General features: G+C 56.7%; 10 protein-coding genes. 9 read left to right on the top strand and 1 reads right to left on the bottom strand.

Features of this window, described 5'->3' with window-relative positions; all coding sequences use genetic code 11:
* Window positions 1-2 precede the first annotated feature (2 nt).
* From EIO64_RS04940 to EIO64_RS04900, 9 genes are all read left to right on the top strand, one after another.
* Complete coding sequence (locus tag EIO64_RS04940) at window positions 3-356, top strand: glycosyltransferase (protein WP_136890917.1); 354 nt, start codon at window positions 3-5, stop codon at window positions 354-356.
* Window positions 353-7,096: an InlB B-repeat-containing protein gene (locus EIO64_RS04935; RefSeq protein WP_136890916.1), complete on the top strand. Its 6,744-nt coding sequence runs from the start codon at window positions 353-355 to the stop codon at window positions 7,094-7,096. Before EIO64_RS04940 ends, EIO64_RS04935 begins: the two co-directional genes overlap by 4 nt.
* The gene (locus EIO64_RS04930) at window positions 6,982-8,247 is read left to right on the top strand and encodes an S-layer homology domain-containing protein (RefSeq protein WP_136890915.1); all 1,266 of its coding nucleotides are present in this window, start codon (window positions 6,982-6,984) and stop codon (window positions 8,245-8,247) included. Before EIO64_RS04935 ends, EIO64_RS04930 begins: the two co-directional genes overlap by 115 nt.
* A 177-nt stretch (window positions 8,248-8,424) precedes the next feature.
* Entirely contained in the window at window positions 8,425-9,264 is an 840-nt protein-coding gene (locus EIO64_RS04925) for a class B sortase (RefSeq protein ID WP_136890914.1), read from the top strand.
* 294 nt (window positions 9,265-9,558) lie between these two features.
* The gene (locus tag EIO64_RS04920) at window positions 9,559-10,167 is read left to right on the top strand and encodes a sigma-70 RNA polymerase sigma factor region 4 domain-containing protein (protein ID WP_158629704.1); all 609 of its coding nucleotides are present in this window, start codon (window positions 9,559-9,561) and stop codon (window positions 10,165-10,167) included.
* 292 nt (window positions 10,168-10,459) lie between these two features.
* Window positions 10,460-10,963, top strand: coding sequence for a DUF6870 family protein (locus EIO64_RS19185; RefSeq protein WP_429835579.1), 504 nt, complete (start codon window positions 10,460-10,462; stop codon window positions 10,961-10,963).
* Window positions 10,964-11,085: 122 nt separating this feature from the next.
* Window positions 11,086-12,720: a recombinase family protein gene (locus EIO64_RS04910; protein WP_136890912.1), complete on the top strand. Its 1,635-nt coding sequence runs from the start codon at window positions 11,086-11,088 to the stop codon at window positions 12,718-12,720.
* 2 nt (window positions 12,721-12,722) lie between these two features.
* Complete coding sequence (locus EIO64_RS04905; protein ID WP_136890911.1) at window positions 12,723-14,381, top strand: recombinase family protein; 1,659 nt, start codon at window positions 12,723-12,725, stop codon at window positions 14,379-14,381.
* Window positions 14,366-15,892 (top strand): recombinase family protein, encoded by a 1,527-nt coding sequence (locus EIO64_RS04900; protein WP_136890910.1) that lies wholly within the window; start codon window positions 14,366-14,368, stop codon window positions 15,890-15,892. Before EIO64_RS04905 ends, EIO64_RS04900 begins: the two co-directional genes overlap by 16 nt.
* Window positions 15,893-15,900: 8 nt before the next feature.
* On the opposite strand, the gene EIO64_RS04895 is transcribed toward EIO64_RS04900, so the two are convergent.
* On the bottom strand, window positions 15,901-17,052 hold the full coding sequence (locus tag EIO64_RS04895; RefSeq protein WP_249390810.1) for a tyrosine-type recombinase/integrase: 1,152 nt from the start codon (window positions 17,050-17,052) through the stop codon (window positions 15,901-15,903).
* Window positions 17,053-17,069: the final 17 nt, after the last annotated feature.

The following is a 17,069-nucleotide window of genomic DNA, read 5'->3' as shown; positions in this document are numbered from 1 at the left end:
AAATGTACGATACCGCAAGACGGGTCGCACTCGTCAAGCAGCGGGTGCGGGAAAACAACCGCCGGAGGCAACGGCGCGGCATCTATGGACTGAGCGCCGCGTGTATGCTGCTGTGTGCGGCGCTGATGCAGACAGCGGGCACGGTCGTCGGGCCGGGACAGACAGCCGTATGGGGCGTGTTCGGCGCGATGCTGCTGCGGGAGGATGCGGGCGGCTATGTGCTGGTGGCTGTCGTCTCCTTTGCCGCGGCGGCGGCGATCACCGCGCTGTGCTTCCGGCTCAGAAAAAGAGAAAATCAGAAAAAAGACGGGGCGGATAAGCCGAACCGACACGAACAGGAGGGAAAAAGGACATGAAGAAACGAATCCTCAGCATCCTGCTGCTGTGCTGCATGGTGCTGACGCTGCTGCCGACAACGGCCTTCGCGGCGGGTGAAATCGACGAGCAGTTCATCCTTGCCCCCGGCGGCACCTATTACTTTGACCTCTCGGCAATGGGCATCCCCGGCACGGTGAACGATGCTCTGCCGGACAAAACAATGCGCTATGTCCCCTTTACCTATGCTGGGACAGTGGACTCCTACAAGCTCACGTCGGAGATGGCAACCACAGAGGAGTATGCACAGCAGAGCAAATATGCCCACAGCCTATTCATTGCGGATTTTGCCGTAACGCATGAGGTAAGCTGGGATAACCTGAATGCCAAAGGGCTGATTTTCGGCAAGAACTACACCGCCGGCGGTGTGAGCTATACGCTGCGTGCGCCGTCCGTGGGAAGCGATAGTGCAGGCTCGGGCGATTCCCAACACGGCACGCCCCAAAGCAACGAATGGGACAGAATACTGGATAAGAACGACGGATATATCAAAAACTGGAGCAGGATGCATTCGTGGGGGCAGGATATTTCGCGCTCTTCGTGGACGAGCCGTGCGGTTCGCGGGTACAGTTCGGCCCGCTTCTGGGGCTACAACCGTGCTACGCGCTCCAGTCCGTACGTCGGTTTCCGCCCCGTCCTTGAAATCCTGAACCCCGGCACACTGGGCTCTGACGGACTGAAGGCCGTTACCCTTGACCTTGGCGGCGGCAAGCTGGGCGGCAGCTCTGAGGATATTCAAATCATTGTGAAAAAGGGCAGCGAATTTACCGCGCCTGCGTCCGACGGTCTGACCCGCCCGGAGGGAAATACCGACAGTTATTTTCAGTGGCTTGGCAGCGATGGGAAACTGTACGCGCCCGGCGATAGCGTTCCGGCGGATGTAATCAAGCTGACGGCACAGTTTGATGAGCAGTTTACCCTCACTCCCGGCGGCGTCTATTACTTTGACCTCTCCGGCGTGAGCATTCCCGGCACGGCAAACGGCTCTCTGCCGGACAAAACAATGCATTATGTCCCCTTTACCTATGCCGGGACAGTGGACGCCTACAAGCTCACATCAGAGATGGCCACCACCGAGGAGTATGCAGAGCAGAAAAAATATGCCCATAGCCTGTTCGTGGCGGACTATGCCGTAACGCATGCGGTAAGCTGGGATAACCTGAATGCCGAAGGGCTGATTTTTGGCAAAGGCTACGCCACCGGCAGCGTGGACTATACGCTGCGTGCGCCGTCCGGGGGAAGTGGTGGTACAGGCTCGGGTGATTCAGAACGCGGCACGCCCCAAAGCAACGAATGGGACAGGATACTGGACAAGGACGACGGATATATCAAAAACTGGAGAAATATAGGTTCCTGGGGACAAGATACTTTACCCAATACGCTATCGAACCGTGTGATTCGCGGCCGGTACGATTTGCCCCGCAAATATGCCGGCGCCAATACTACGCTCTCCTTCCCGTTCCTCGGTTTCCGCCCCGTCCTTGAAGTCCTGAACCCCGGCACGCTGGGCTCTGACGGGCTGAAAGCCGTTACCCTTGACCTTGGCGGCGGAAAATTGGGAGGAAGCTCGGATACTATCCAGATCATTGTGAAAACCGGCGAGAGCTTTACCGCGCCTGCGTCCGAAGGTCTGACCCGCCCCGACGGAAATACCGGCAGCTACTTCGAGTGGCTTGGCAGCGATGGCGAGCTCTACGCTCCGGACGATAATGTTCCGGCGGACGTAACCAAGCTGACGGCGCAGTTTGTTCCCCCAGAGCAGTTCAACCTCGCTCCCGACGGCACCTATTACTTTGACCTCTCCGGCGTGAGCATTCCCGGCACGGCGAACGGCTCTCTGCCGGACAAAACAATGCATTATGTCCCCTTTACCTACGCCGGGACAGTGGACGCCTACAAGCTCACATCGGAGATGGCAACCACCGAGGAGTATGCAGAGCAGAACAAATATGCCCACAGCCTGTTTGTGGCGGACTATACCGTAACGCATACGATAAGCTGGAATGACCTGAACACCGCAGGGTTGATTTTTGGCAAAGACTACACCGCCGGCGGTGTGGACTATACGATGCGTGCGCCATCCGAGGGAAGTGATTATACAGGCTCAGGTGATTCAGAACGCGGCACGCCCCAAAGCAACGAATGGGACAGGCTGCTGGACAAGGACGACGGATATATCAAAAACTGGAACGGGATTTTTTCGTGTGGACAAGATACTGTGATCAGATTGCCGTGGCGCCGTACGGTTCGCGGGCACTATTCGAGCCGCTTCTGTGGCCACCGCGACGCTGCGGGCCAAAACCCGCAGGTCGGTTTCCGCCCCGTCCTCGAGGTTTTGAACCGTGACACGATAGGTCCTGACGGGCTGAAAACCGTTACTCTTGACCTTGGCGGCGGCAAGCTGGGCGATGAAAGCAGCATTCGGATCATCGTGAAAAACGGCAGCGAATTTACCGCGCCTGCGTCCGACGGTCTGACCCGCCCGGAGGGAGCTACAGGCAATTACTTTAAGTGGCTTGGCAGCGACGGCAAGCTCTACGCGCCCGGTGATAGCGTTCCGGAGGATGTAACCACGCTCACGGCGCGGTTTGTGCCAGACACCTATACCGTCATCGTGACCACGGACAGTCTGCCGGACGGCAAGACAGGCAAGGCTTACAGCCATACCCTGACCGCCATCGGCGCAGCGCCCATCACATGGAGCATTGATGAAGGCGCTCTGCCTGCCGGTTTACGTCTGAACGAAAAAACCGGAGAAATCAGCGGCATACTCACTGCGGCGGGAACCGCCACCTTCACCGTCAAGGCAGAAAACAGCGAGGGCAGCGACACAAGGGCGCTGAGCATTACCGTGAACAACGCTGTCGAGCAAACCCCCGTGCGCTATCTGGACGCGGACGGCAAGGAGCGCTTCTGCACCGAATACACGGTGCTGGAAAGAGTTATTATCGAGGATTTTTTCAATAGCGACAACAAGTGGTACGATATGCCCGCAGGCTGGTACGTGGTGGAGGGCGACGTGACCATCACGCCCCGCTTGGACACCCACGGCGCGGTCAATCTGATTTTGAAGGACGACTGCCACCTCACGGTACCGTGGGGCATCAACGTGAAGGAGGGCGACACCTTCACCATATACGCCCAGAGCACCGCTGAGGCATCCATGGGCAAGCTGACGGCGTGCCTCCCGGAGCTGTCTGATCATGAAAAGAGTGTGTGGCCTGTGGCTGGACTGTCCGGCATCGGCGCCGGTGTGCGCGTGTGGGCTGCCAACGACAACTACTATGAAAACGAGGGTACGATCATCATCAACGGCGGCAATATCCACGCCAAAGGACAGCAGGGCTCCTCCGCCATCGGCGGATCGGATTATGATCGCAACGTTTCCTCCGACGGAGATACGCCTGGCAATCTCAGGCAAGGCGGCAGCATCACCATCAATGGCGGCGTTGTCCGTACCGAACCCTTTGCCTTGCCGGAAGGCAATCCTCTTGCTGTGGACAGCGTAGGGATCGGCACATGCCAAATGGGATATGGCGGCAGCGTCACCATCAACGGCGGAACGGTCATCGCCGAGGCTACCTGCGATGCGATCACCACAGGATATGGCGGCACGATCACCATCAACGGCGGCGATGTAACCGCCATTGGGGGCGTCAACAACTTTGGAGAAAATTCGCACAGGGTGCTCTCCGGAAACGGAATCGGGCCGTATGAGAGCGGCAGCGTCATCATCAACGGCGGCACGGTCAAGGCAACTGCCAAGGGAGAGGGCTTCGGCATCGGCGGAGCCAGAATTTATAACACCGGGGCAATGACCGTTACCATCAATGGCGGAGAGATAGAAGCCACGGCCAATCACAATAACGCCGCCATTGGCGATAAAGGCAACGGCAAGAGCGGCGTTACCATCAACGGCGGCGTCATCCATGCGGTCGGAAAAGGCGGTGCGGCAGGCATCGGCAGTAAGGGCGACATTCGCATCACTGGCGGTGAGCTCACCGTTTCCGCCGAGGGCAGCGGCGCAGCCATCGGCGGCTTTACGGACAGCTATTCCGAGCGTGTGGATTGCAAAAGCATCACCATCAACGGCAATGCGATCAAATCCATTTCCAGTAAGGACGGCGCCTGCATCGGCGGAGCTGCCGGCGGAAGCGTCGGAAGCATCACCATTTCGGACGCAGAGCTTCCGCTTCTCAGCAGCGAAAAGGTCCTGATCGGCTGGGACGCAGACTCGCCGGGTGGGAAGCTCACCATCCGAAACTGCCGCGTTGAATCCACGGACATACCCACCACTCATACCGACGGGATCCGCGTGGGCAGCAATAGCGAGATCGTTATTGAAAACGGCGAGATCAGGCTGCCGCATTTGAGAGGCATTCGCGTCGGCGGCAATGGGAGCATCGCCATCCGGGATTCCGATCTGCACACCTACGGTATTTTCATGGACGAAACCGTGCAATCACCGAATGATGCAAAGACGCTGAAAAAGCTGGAGATCACGGACAGCATCGTGTTGACGGGCGATATCATCGGCGCACGTGGAGAATATTCTTCCGTTGAAGAGATCGTGATCCGCGGCAGCAGCATCCGCCTGAACGATGAGTACACCTATAATCGCTGCACGATTGGCGGCGGCGAAAAGGCTTCCTTTGGCAGCATCGACATTCAGGACAGCCAAATCGATAGTAGGTCTTCAGTCAACGCGGTTATCGGCAACGGTACACAATCCCAATCCTATGGTGAGAGCCGTATCCGCATTGCGAACAGCCAGGTGTCCGTTCGCAATGAATTGTTCGGCCCCGCCATCGGCGCGGCGTATGGCTCAAGTGGAGGCCAGATAAATATTCTTATTGAAAACAGCACCGTGACCGCAAAGGGCGGCAATTTGAGGTCTGGTACCGACTATATTCCCGGCATCGGGAAAAACTCGTCTGGCAGAGCTTCAGAGATTGGAAAGATTCAAATTCTGAACAGCACGGTGGAATCCTTCCGGCTTGAGGAAAAGGACGGCACAAACTATGTCTATGACAAGCTGCACACAAAGGAGCTGCCCGGTATTCCGGCGGAAAACATCACCATCTGCGGCAGCACCGTCAACGGAAAGACCATTGACCATAGCCCTGACGAGTACGGCAAATGCGCGCTCTGCGACAAGTATGATCTTGGATACTGCTATGAGCATGGGCTTTTGACGCTCGAGGGGCTGACGGACTGCGCCCATGACGGCAGCGAAAAGAAGCTGACGGGGCTTTCCCATCAGACGGGCGAGAACAAAACGAAGCAGCTTACGGAGAACACGGACTACACCGCCATCTATTCCAACAACGTCCATCCCTACACCCTCACACCGGGCGACGAGGGCTTTGACAGCAAAAAGGCTCCCAAGGTGACGCTGTACGGCACGGGAAACTACTGCGGCAAGGCGGAGCACTACTTCACCATCAGCACAGAGGCCCCCGCAGCCGAGCACACCGTCACCGTGAGAACGGATGGAAACGGAACGGCTTCCGCATCTTATGCAAAAGCCGCGGCCGGCACGGAGATCACCCTGACCGCTACGCCCAACGAGGGCTACCACTTCAAGGAGTGGGAGGTCATGAGCGGCGGCGTGACCATCAAGGACGATAAGTTCACTATGCCGAGTGCCAACGTGGAGGTTAAAGCCATCTTCGAGAAAGATGCACCTCCCGCGCCCACCGAATTTACCATCACCGTGAGAACGGACGGGAACGGAACGGCTTCCGCATCTCATGCAAAAGCCGTGGCCGGCACGGAAATCACCCTGACCGCCACGCCCAACGAGGGCTACCGCTTCAAGGAGTGGCAAGTCATCAGCGGCGGCGTGACCATCAAGGACGACAAGTTCCTCATGCCGAACGACAACGTGGAGGTCAAGGCTATCTTCGAGGAGGACGCACCTCCCGTGCCCACCGATCCCGCAAAGCCCAACATCAGCGTAACGGGAACATATACCTATAACGGCTCTGTGCATACCGCGACCGTGAACGGCTATGATCTCGCTACTATGGACATCTCCGGCAACACCGGCACGGACGCGGGCGATTACACCGTTAGCGTCACATCCAAGACCGGCAAATGGGTGGACGGCAGCACCGATGCCGTGACCGCAGCGTGGAGCATCGGCAAAGCCACGCGGGAAGCTCCTGACGGCTTGATCGGTGTCGCGCCCATCACCGTGGGCGGCAGCGACGGCAAAATCAGCGGCGTGACTGATAAGATGGAATACCGTATGGCAGGCGAAAGAAGCTATACGGCGTGCAGCGGCACGGAGATTGATAACTTGTCCGCTGGCAATTACTTCGTCCGCTATGCGGAGGATAACAACCACTTTGCCAGCACCGATGCGGAAGTCACTGTGGGTGAGGGTACGCCGCTTGCGGATTGCACAATCACCTTCAGCGGCAACGGCGGCAGCGGCAGCATGGGTCCCGTGATCGTCAAGGCAGAGACAAATTACATCCTGCCCGTCTGCGGCTTCACCGCTCCCACCGATCAGGAGTTCAAGGCTTGGGAGATTAGCGGCACGGAGTACAAGGTAGGCGATACCTATACCGTGAGCGGGGACACAGAGATCAAGGCGCTGTGGGAAAACAGCGTTATTACCCCACCACCTACACCGTCACCGTCAGCAATGACGGAAACGGCACCGGCACCGCAACTCCTTCCACCGCTGCGACCGGCACGGAGATCACCCTGACCGCCATGCCCAAAGAGGGCTACCACTTCAAGGAGTGGCAAGTCATCAGCGGCGGCGTGACCATCAAGAACAACAAGTTCCTCATGCCGAACGACAACGTGGAGGTCAAGGCCATCTTCGAAAAGGACGCGCCTGCACCCACCGAGTACACGATCACCTATGATCTGGCCGGCGGCACTGCGGAGGGCAATCCCGACACCTACACCATCGAGACGAGGACTTTCACCCTCAAGAATCCTACCAAATCCGGCTATACCTTCACCGGCTGGAGCGGCACGGGGCTTGACGGCGAGAACAATATGACCGTCACCATCCCAACGGGCAGCACTGGCAACCGAACCTATACGGCACACTGGCGTTATAATGGCAGCGGCCATTCTTACAGCTATTACACCATCAAGGCAACTGCCGGGGCTGGCGGCTCCATTTCTCCCTCCGGCAATGTCAGCGTCCGTGAGGGCCGGGATCAGACCTTCACCATCACCCCGGATAAGGGCTATGCTGTCGCCAACGTCAAGATCGACGGCAAGAGCATCGGCGCGGTGAAGTCCTACACCTTTGAGAATGTCAGCAGAACCCATACCATCGAGGTCATCTTTATGAAAGCCAACGGCAACCCCCAGACCGGCGTGTTTGTGGATGTAGCCACCGGCAGCTATTATGAGGATGCTGTGGATTGGGCAGTGGAGAACGGCATTACCAAGGGAACCGATGATACCCATTTCTCCCCGGACGGCATCTGCACCCGTGCGCAGGCCGTGACCTTCCTGTGGCGCACCGCTGGAAGCCCCGCCTCTAAAACCAGCACCATGCCCTTCACCGACGTTCCTGTGGGCAGCTACTACTACGACGCTGTGCTGTGGGCAGTAGAAAACGGCATCACCAAGGGCACCAGCGACACCACGTTCAGCCCCAACATGACCTGCTCCCGTGCCCAGATCGTCACATTCCTGTGGCGTTCTGAGAAGTCCCCGACAGCGGGTACAGCCAATCCCTTTGCTGATGTGAAGTCCACCGCCTACTATGCTGATGCGGTATTGTGGGCGGTCAAGGAGAACATCACCAAGGGAACCACCAGCACGACATTCAGCCCCAATGCGGATTGCACCAGAGCGCAGATCGTGACCTTCCTCTGGCGCTGCAAGAAGTGACCGGCTGACATACGGCTAAACATCAAAGCCGCTGGCATGACCCCATAAGCGAACATCGGACAGCGCAGCGGACGGGCATCTCGCCCTGAAGCTGCGCTGTTCTCTTTTCGCTACAAGAAACAAATCAATGACATTTTGAGCTGCGCCGCTATCCCAGCGCGGCAAGGAGACAGCATTATGAAAAGAATCACAAGAATCATTCGTCCGATCATCTGCATGGCCGTCCTTCTCTTTGCCATGACCACGGCAGTCATGGGCTGCTATCAGAAAGGGACGGAGCCTATCGACATTCCCGACAGAACGCCTTCCGGCACATCTGCGTCTCAGCCATCAGCGACTCCCGCGGGCGAAGTTATCCCCTCGGTGGACAGGCAGGCAGAGTTGGCGGAAGCCAGAGCGAAGAATCCCGACACCGTGGCATGGCTGTATATCCCCGGTGCGGAGGTAGACGATCCCGTGATGCAGGCGGAGGACAACGGCTATTACCTGAAGCTGGATGAAAACGGTGAGTATGCCATGTGGGGCTGCTATTATGCCCATTGTGAAAACGAAATCGGCGGCAGGGATAAGCTGGACAAAAACACCACTGTTTTCGGTCACTCCGCCAGCAACTGCGACCCGGACGGTGTGCGGTTCACCAAGCTCTACCGTTATATGGACGCAGACTTTGTAAAGGAGCATCCGTATATCTATCTCTCTGTGGATGGCGAGGACATGATTTTCCAGATCACCGCGCTATTCGTCACGGATATTGGCTTTGACTATATTGCGCCTGATCCCACGGGAGATGATCTGACCAGCTTCTTTGAGACGATTGCGCGGAAAAACTGGCTTGACTTTGATGGCGTGACCTTCTCCGAGGAAGATACCGTTCTGACCCTCTCCACCTGCTGCCGGAAGTATGACAAGGCCAACAGCGGCAATCAGCGGCTGGTGGTCATGGCAAAGCTGCTGCCGGAGGGGGCAACCGCGCAGGAGTTCAGCGTATCCCTTGTGGATAGTCCTGAAATGCCCTAAAAGAAATCAGAATACGACGATAACAGGACACCCATCCTTGCGGTACTGAAAAGCAGCGTATGGTATAGGGAAAACGGCGGCTGCTCTGTACGGGGCGGCCGTTGTTTTTGCTGTCCCAACATTTTTCAGATGAAAGGGACCTATGCGTATGACAGGAGAGCACAGGAGGTGCCGCTAATGCTGCGGCAACAAGCCGCGCCGGGAGCATAGCCGGACGATACCCGGACACCGTAGGATACCTATGCCCTCCGACAGCCGCCGACAATTTCCATACTGAACCGCACCGAAGCGCCCATGCAGGCTTTTATGCCTGTGTGGGCGCTTTTTGTCGTTCCCGGCACTTTTTCGCCGTGGGCTGCCGCTCCCCGCCGCCCTTCGTTCAGACCTTTTTACCCACTCGGATCTGAACGGAGGAACAAAATGTTTAATAGAAAAAGCATCTATGCGCTGAATAAGAAAGACCCCGATGCCATCGTTTATATGGACGCCAATGAAGTCATCGTCCGCCTGACCCGCGAGGACTTTGCCAGCGAGAAAGAATTTCTGAAATGGAAAGCCCTGTCGGACGAGGACTATCACGCCTCCGAAAAGGAAGCTCACGTCTATGCCAATCACACGCTTGCGTTGGATGAGCTATCCGAGGAAGCGGCCTCCATTCCTGCCGTGGATGTCTGCATGGAGCAGGCGCATGACCGGGCAGAGGCAATCCACCGCAGCGTCAGAAAGGTCACGCAGATTCGGAAGCACCTGACGGATACGCAGTTCCGCAGGGTGTGGATGTATTTCGTGGATGGGATGACGGTTGATGAGATTGGCGCAGCCGAGGGTGTCAGCCATCAGAATATTTCCAAGAGCATCGGCGCGGCGATGAAGAAAATGAAAAAACTTTTCCCTGATTGCTGAAAACAGGGTGCAAAAGTGGCCCAAAATCGGCGATAGGTGAAGGGACATTCTCCACGAAGCCTTTCACCGAACGTTGAAAACTGAATAGACCATGATGCAGGCACAAAACCCGCGTGATAGCGGCATAAGGTGCGCCGCCACGACGATGGCTTCAAGGAGGTGATTCCGGAAAAGCCATCCGAGCGATCTACGCAGCCTTAGACCCGATTCGGCAAATCGGGCGCGATGACAGCGCGGCGGATAATGAAACTTGCTCACGCCCTCCCACAGACTTGAGGGGGAACCCTGCGGTATGCGCCAGCTCTTTGAGGCAGCGGTATCGTGGAGTTATGACAGCCCTGCCAAGGGCGGCCTGCATCATGCCCACTATCCGGGGCGCGTGGCAAATAGGATGGATCTTCTCAAATGGACAAGCAGAGCGGCTGCGCCGGTATTCGCCATTATGTTATGTGGCTCCAATTCTGCCCGCGCAGCCGCCTCTCAAAGTCAGATACCATGCGCTGATGGCCTTTCCCGTCAGCGCATTCATGTGACCTTGAGGAAACCCACCAAACCGAGAAAGGAGATCGCCATGATGCAGCCGACACCAAACGAAACCCAAATCCACACGGATGAACTGGTGGACATCCGGGAAGTATCCGTAGACAAAAATCTTCCCAAGGAAGAACGCATTGCCGCCTTTATTCGCCAGATCAAAAATCCTTACCGCTTCCGCTGCGGCGATTTCGTGGTAAACGCCTGCTTCGCCGGGAACGGTGTTACGTTGGAGGAATGTCTGCAAGGCATTTTGCGCTGAGCGACATCCTCGCTTTTTTCCGCAGAGAGTGCTATGATCGGTGTGGAAAAGGATGAAAACCTAATAGCCAGATAACCACTATTTTCATGCGGGAGCAGTCCGGGAGAAAGGAGTGCTTTTTCATGCCTAAATTCAAAGCCACCGCTTATATCCGCCTGTCCTACACCGACGATCATTCCAGCGAGAGTGACAGCGTTTCCAATCAGCGCAAGCTCATTGAAAACTTTGTGGAGCACAACCCGGATATTGAGGTCGTTTCCGAAAAGATCGACGATGGATACAGCGGCATCATCTTCGACCGTCCCGCATTCAAGGAAATGATGCAGGATGTCACCGATGGAAATATCAACTGCGTCATTGTAAAAGACCTCTCCCGGCTGGGGCGCGAGTACATTGAAACCGGCCGGTATCTGCGCCGGGTATTCCCGGCCTATGGGGTGCGCTTCATCGCCATCACCGACAGCATCGACACCGCCCACGACAGCGGCGATGATCTGGCCGTATCGGTCAAGAACATTATGAACGAAGCCTACTGCCGGGACAGTTCCATCAAGACCCGTTCTTCTCTGGACGTGAAGCGGCGCAACGGCGATTTCGTCGGCGCGTTCCCGGTGTACGGCTACATGAAAGCCGAGGACAACAAGAATTTGCTCGTCCCTGACCCCTACGCCGCCCGCGTTGTCTGCGACATCTTCCGTATGCGGCTGGAGGGCGCAAGCGCCTCCAAGATCGCGGCAGAGCTGAACCGGCTGGGTATTCTCTCCCCGCTGGCGTACAAGAAGAACAACGGTCTGCCCTACGCGAAAAAGGGCTATGCGGACAAGGCTGACTGCAAGTGGTCGGCAACCACCATCATCCGCATCTTGCAGGACGAAACCTACACCGGAACGCTGGTGCAGGGCAAACAGGGTACGCCGCATTACAAGATCAAGCAGATGGAGCAGCGCCCCGCCTCCGAGTGGGTGCGCGTCCCGGATGCCCATAAAGCGCTGATTGCCCGTCAGGATTTTGAGCTGGTGCAGCGCATTAAGGGACTGGATACCCGCACTTCTCCCAACGAGGATACGGTGTACCTGTTCTCCGGTATTCTGATCTGCGGGTGCTGCGGAAGCCGCATGACCCGCAAGACCAACCGTGCAAACGGCAAGGAGTACCACTACTATTATTGTCCTACCGGCAAGAAAAAGGGCTGCGCCCATCCGGTCATGCTGAAAGAAAGCAGCCTGATCGACTGTGTGCGGGACAGCCTGAAAGCCTATATCGGCAATATTGCTTCTCTGGAGGCGCTGCTGACCGGCATTGACCAGACCAGCATCAATCAGGCGCTTGCCAAGGAATACAGCGACCACATCACCGACAACGAGCGCCGGTTGGAGCAGGTGCTGGAGTTCAAGGCACGGCTTTATGAGAGTCTTGTGGGGGGTATGCTTACCAAGGAAGAATACGCTTCCTATAAGGCAAAGTACACCAAGCAGGCTGAGGACATCCGCGAGAGCGTCCGCGTTCTCAAGGAAAAACTCACGGAGGTGCTGGAAAACCGGAGTGAGCGCAACCGCTGGATTTCACAGTTTACGCAGTTCTCCACGCTGGAAACCTTAGACCGCAGGGCGCTCATTCACATGGTACAGAGCATCCGCGTCCGTGGGAAGAAGGAGCTGGATATTACCTTTACCCATGAGGACGAATACAAAAAGGCGTTGCAGCTTCTGGCGCTGGCAGCGCAGCAGAAAGATTACGAACAGAGAAAGGTGGGCTGAGCATGGCAAGGAAAAGCAGAAAAGAAACGGCTGCGGTGGCCGTGCAGGAGGCTGACGCCGCTTGCCGCGCCGCGATCTATGTCCGCCTTTCGGTGGAGGATACCCACACGCACAGCGTATCCATTGAAACCCAGCAGATGATTATTGCCCGCTATCTGGAGCAGTACCCGGAGATCAGCGTGTACGATACCTACATTGACAACGGCGCGACCGGGACAAACTTCCACCGTCCGGGCTTTCAGCAGATGCTCTCGGATATTGAGGCCGGTCACGTCAACTGCGTCATTGTGAAAGACCTCTCCCGTTTGGGGCGGAACACCATCGACACCGGCTATTACATCGAGCAGTATTTCCGCATCCGCAGCATCCGCTTTATTGCGGTCAATGAAAACTTCGATACCGCCGCCCCGGAGGATGCCCATTCCGGTATCATCATCCCGCTGCGGAACATGATAAACGAAGCCTACGCTTTGGACATTGGGCGCAAGATCAGGGCGCAGCAGCGGCAGGCCATGAAGGACGGCAAATTTATCGGTGCGCGTACTCCCTACGGCTATCTGAAAGCCGAGGACGATTGCCACCAGCTTATCATCGACCCCGTTGCCGCCGTCGTGGTGCAGCGGATGTTTCGTTGGGCTTCCAAGGGCGCTGGCCTGAATACCATCGCCGTGCGGCTGAACGAGGCTGGCATCCTCACCCCCAGCCACTACAAGAAGATGCAGGGAAAGATCACCCACGAAAATTTGCTCGGCAGCGGCAAGTGGCAGACCCGAACGGTCGGCGTCATTCTCCGCTCCGAGGTCTACACCGGAGATCTCGTTCAGGGGCAGACCAAAACCGTGGATCACCGGCAGGTCAAGGCTGATGCCGAGGAATGGACGGTGGTGCGGGACACCCATGAGGCCATCATCAGCCGGGAACAGTTCGCGGCGGTGCAGGAAATTCTCAATCAGACCGCCAGCCGCGCCAAGGCGCGGGAGATCAACGCATACACACCGAATTTGCTCAAAGGCAAGGTGTTCTGCACCCATTGCGGCGGCAGCCTGCACCGGCAGAGAAACATCCGTAAGAAGTCCGACGATGTGTACTTCTACCATTGTCTGAGCAGGAGCCGAATCAGCAAGGATGCCTGCCCCGGCGTGACCATCCGCGAGGATGCGTTGCTGGATATGTTGGCAGATATGCTTCAGGACGCGCTTGATACGGCGCTGGGGCAATACACCCTCTCCCTTGCAGAACTGCCCCGGCAGGCCGCTGACCGCGCTGAGCTGCGGGAGAAGATCACCAGCCGCAAACAGGAAATCCAGCGGCTTCGCGGTATCGTGCGGAGCCTGTATGAAAACCTTGTTCAAGGCGTTCTCACCAAGGATGAATATTTCGACTACAAGGAAAAGTACGAAAGCCGCATTGCCGATCTTGCCGTGGAAATGGAACAGTTGGAGGACGGTCTGCGGACAATGGATGCCCAAACCAAGCAGCACCGGGCGCTGAAACAGGATGCTGCACAGATCAAGACCGACCGTGCGCTGACCGGTGCGCTCATTGAGCGGCTGATCGACCGCATTGAGGTATCCCACAATAAGCAGATCACGGTGCGCTATCGCTTCCAGAGCGAGTTTGAAACCTATGCGGAGGTGCTGGAACAATGCAGAAATATGTGATTGCCCTCTACATACGCCTCTCCATTGAGGACTACAAGTACGACAGTCTGAGTATTGAAAATCAGAGCCTTGTCCTCCATGAGTACGCAGCTTCCATGCCGGAAGCTCTGAACGCGGAGATCATGGAGTTCATCGACAACGGATATAGCGGTACAAATTTTGAGCGTCCGCAGGTGCAGAAGCTCATTGAGCTGGTGCGGGCCAATCAGATCGACTGCATCATTGTCAAGGATTTTTCCCGTTTCGGGCGCAACAGCATTGAAACTGGATACTTCATCGAGCGTGTGTTCCCACTGTTCCATACCCGCTTCATTTCCATCAGCGACGATTTTGACAGCAGCAAATTCAAGGGCGACACCGGCGGCATGGATGTGGCGTTCAAGTATCTCATCAGTGAGTATTACAGCCGCGATATGTCCATCAAGACCAAGAGCGCAAAGTACGCCAAGATGCAGCGAGGCGAGTATCAGAGCAAGATTTGTCCTTACGGCTACCGCAAAAGCGCCGATGGCAGAATGGAGCCTGACCCGGAGGCCGCTGCCGTTGTGCAGCTCATCTTCCAGCTTGCCGCCGAGGGCATCAACGCCACCGCCATCACGCGGGAGCTGTTTCGCAGAAGCATCCCCACTCCCGGCCAGTACAAAGCCGCGCACGGCAATCACACCCATGATATTTCCCGCTGTCACGGGATTTGGAGTACATCCACTATTCTCCGCATTTTGGAGGATGAACGCTACACCGGCGTGTATGTGATCGGCAAGCGGGCGGTTCTCGAAGTAGGCGGCACCAGAAGCCACCTGAAGGACAGAGAATCATGGTACATCATCCCTGACCATCACCCGGCCATCGTAGAGAAAGCCGTGTTTGATACCGTGCAGGCCAGCCAGCTCCGCTTTTCCCAGCCAAACAAGAAAAAGCGGGACTACCCGCTGAAAGGCAAAGCCTTCTGTGGCTGCTGCGGTCATGCGCTGTCCCGCACCATGCAGAAAACCTCGTATTATTACTGCCGCCATTCCGAGGCGGACGTAGAAAGCCGCTGTCACAAGATGCGTCTGAACGCCGCAGAGCTGGAACAAGCGGTATTCCTGACGCTGAAAAAGCAGATGGAAGCCGCCGCACCGTTTGCCCCGGACGGTTCGCTCCGGGTGGATGCCTCCGTACCGGAACGCGCCGAATATGAGCAGCAGATCGAGACGCTGCAAGACGGCAAGCGCACACTTTACGAACACTATCTTATGGGCGAGATTGACCTTAACACCTACAAGGCGGAAAAGGCCGCGTGTAACGAGCTGCTGCTGAAAACAAAAAACGCCTATGCCGCAGTATTGGCACAGGCGAAACAGAAGCAGGACGAACAGGCACGGCAGGACAGCCGCAAGGAAGCGTCCAAGGCGATTTTCGATGCGGACACGCTGACCACCGAGCTGGCCGAGCTGTTGATCGACCGGGTGCTGGTATATCCCGATAAGCGCATCGAGATCGCATACAAAATCCAGGACATTTTTGATTGAGGTGGCAGTCATGAAAATCGCTTTCTATTGCAGAGTGGACGGACAGGGCTTTGGCTTTGTCCTCCCCGATGAAGCTGACAAGCTCCGCGAGTTTTTCGCCGAGCATCAGGATAAGCCTGCGCTTGAAAAGCCATCGAGCGCAAGCTAAAAATTTTTGTCGTGTGCTTGACATACGGGTGCCTTAAATCATGAAACCTAATACTTGGTAGGCCGGTATTTTTCAGGATCGTTTTCATCCGATTGTAGGCATAACCAGGATTGACTGCTTCCTCCGGATGCAAGGGATTGGGAAATATCCAATCGCTGATGGCAGTTTTCTTCCGCTCCCGTAGCCGCTGGGCCGTGCTGTCCGGCAGGGATATGCTCCGGTGGCCCTTGTTGGTTTTGGTTTCTCCGACCTCCAGGCTGCCTGCCTTGCGGGTGCTGACGGAGCGGTTGACTTTGAGAGTTCCCTCCGCCTCGTCGAAGTCCTCCCATCGAAGGCCGCAGATCTCGCCCCGGCGCAAGCCAGTGGTCAACTCGGTGAAGAAGAAGTCCCGCCACACCTCGTCCTGCTCGATTGCGGCCATGAAAGTGTCCAATTGTTCCTCATTCAGAATCTGCTTTGGACGGTAGTTGGGCTTGGGGACCACCGTGCCCTCGGTGGGATTCTTGGCGATTAAGTGTGCGCCCACCGCGTCTTTCATCGCTTGGTGGAGCATGGCATGGATGCGGGAGAGCATGGCGTCTGAGAGTTGATACCCGTATTCTGGATGCTCATGGATGCGACCCTCCCGTTTCAGTTTTGTGTACATCCGCTGGATGTCCGTCGAGGTGATGCGGGAGATCACCTTGTCTCCCAGGATGGGCTTGATGTAAAGTCTGGCATACTGCCGGTAGCCGTACATGGTGCTGTGGCGGATCGTCCCCGCTTTGTATTCATCCAGCCAGCGGTCCAGCCACTCTCCCAATGTCATGCGGCTGTCCTCGGTCAGTTCTACATCCTGATAGGTTTCGATGCTCTGGTGGAGTTTGCTCAGTAACTCCTTCTGCGTGCGGCCATACACATACCGGAAGATGGGGGCGCCGTTGGCCTTGTGGCCTACCACGATGCGGCCCTCCCAACGGCCGTCTTCCTTCTTCCGAACCATGCCGTCGCCGGATGGCCTGCGCTTTGCCACGATGATACACCTCCTTT

Origin of the sequence: Dysosmobacter welbionis, from assembly GCF_005121165.3 — a bacterium.
Taxonomy (GTDB): Bacteria; Bacillota; Clostridia; order Oscillospirales; family Oscillospiraceae; genus Oscillibacter; species Oscillibacter welbionis.
Note: the sequence above shows the minus strand (reverse complement) of the source record. Positions and strands in the feature narration are given on the sequence as shown.

Excerpts from the sequence above, each read along its gene's own strand:
- EIO64_RS04940 (WP_136890917.1), top strand. The coding sequence starts at position 3 with ATGTACGATACCGCAAGACGGGTCGCACTCGTCAAGCAGCGGGTGCGG.
- EIO64_RS04935 (WP_136890916.1), top strand. The coding sequence starts at position 353 with ATGAAGAAACGAATCCTCAGCATCCTGCTGCTGTGCTGCATGGTGCTG.
- EIO64_RS04925 (WP_136890914.1), top strand. The coding sequence starts at position 8,425 with ATGAAAAGAATCACAAGAATCATTCGTCCGATCATCTGCATGGCCGTC.
- EIO64_RS04920 (WP_158629704.1), top strand. The coding sequence starts at position 9,559 with ATGCAGGCTTTTATGCCTGTGTGGGCGCTTTTTGTCGTTCCCGGCACT.
- EIO64_RS19185 (WP_429835579.1), top strand. The coding sequence starts at position 10,460 with ATGCGCCAGCTCTTTGAGGCAGCGGTATCGTGGAGTTATGACAGCCCT.
- EIO64_RS04910 (WP_136890912.1), top strand. The coding sequence starts at position 11,086 with ATGCCTAAATTCAAAGCCACCGCTTATATCCGCCTGTCCTACACCGAC.
- EIO64_RS04905 (WP_136890911.1), top strand. The coding sequence starts at position 12,723 with ATGGCAAGGAAAAGCAGAAAAGAAACGGCTGCGGTGGCCGTGCAGGAG.
- EIO64_RS04900 (WP_136890910.1), top strand. The coding sequence starts at position 14,366 with ATGCAGAAATATGTGATTGCCCTCTACATACGCCTCTCCATTGAGGAC.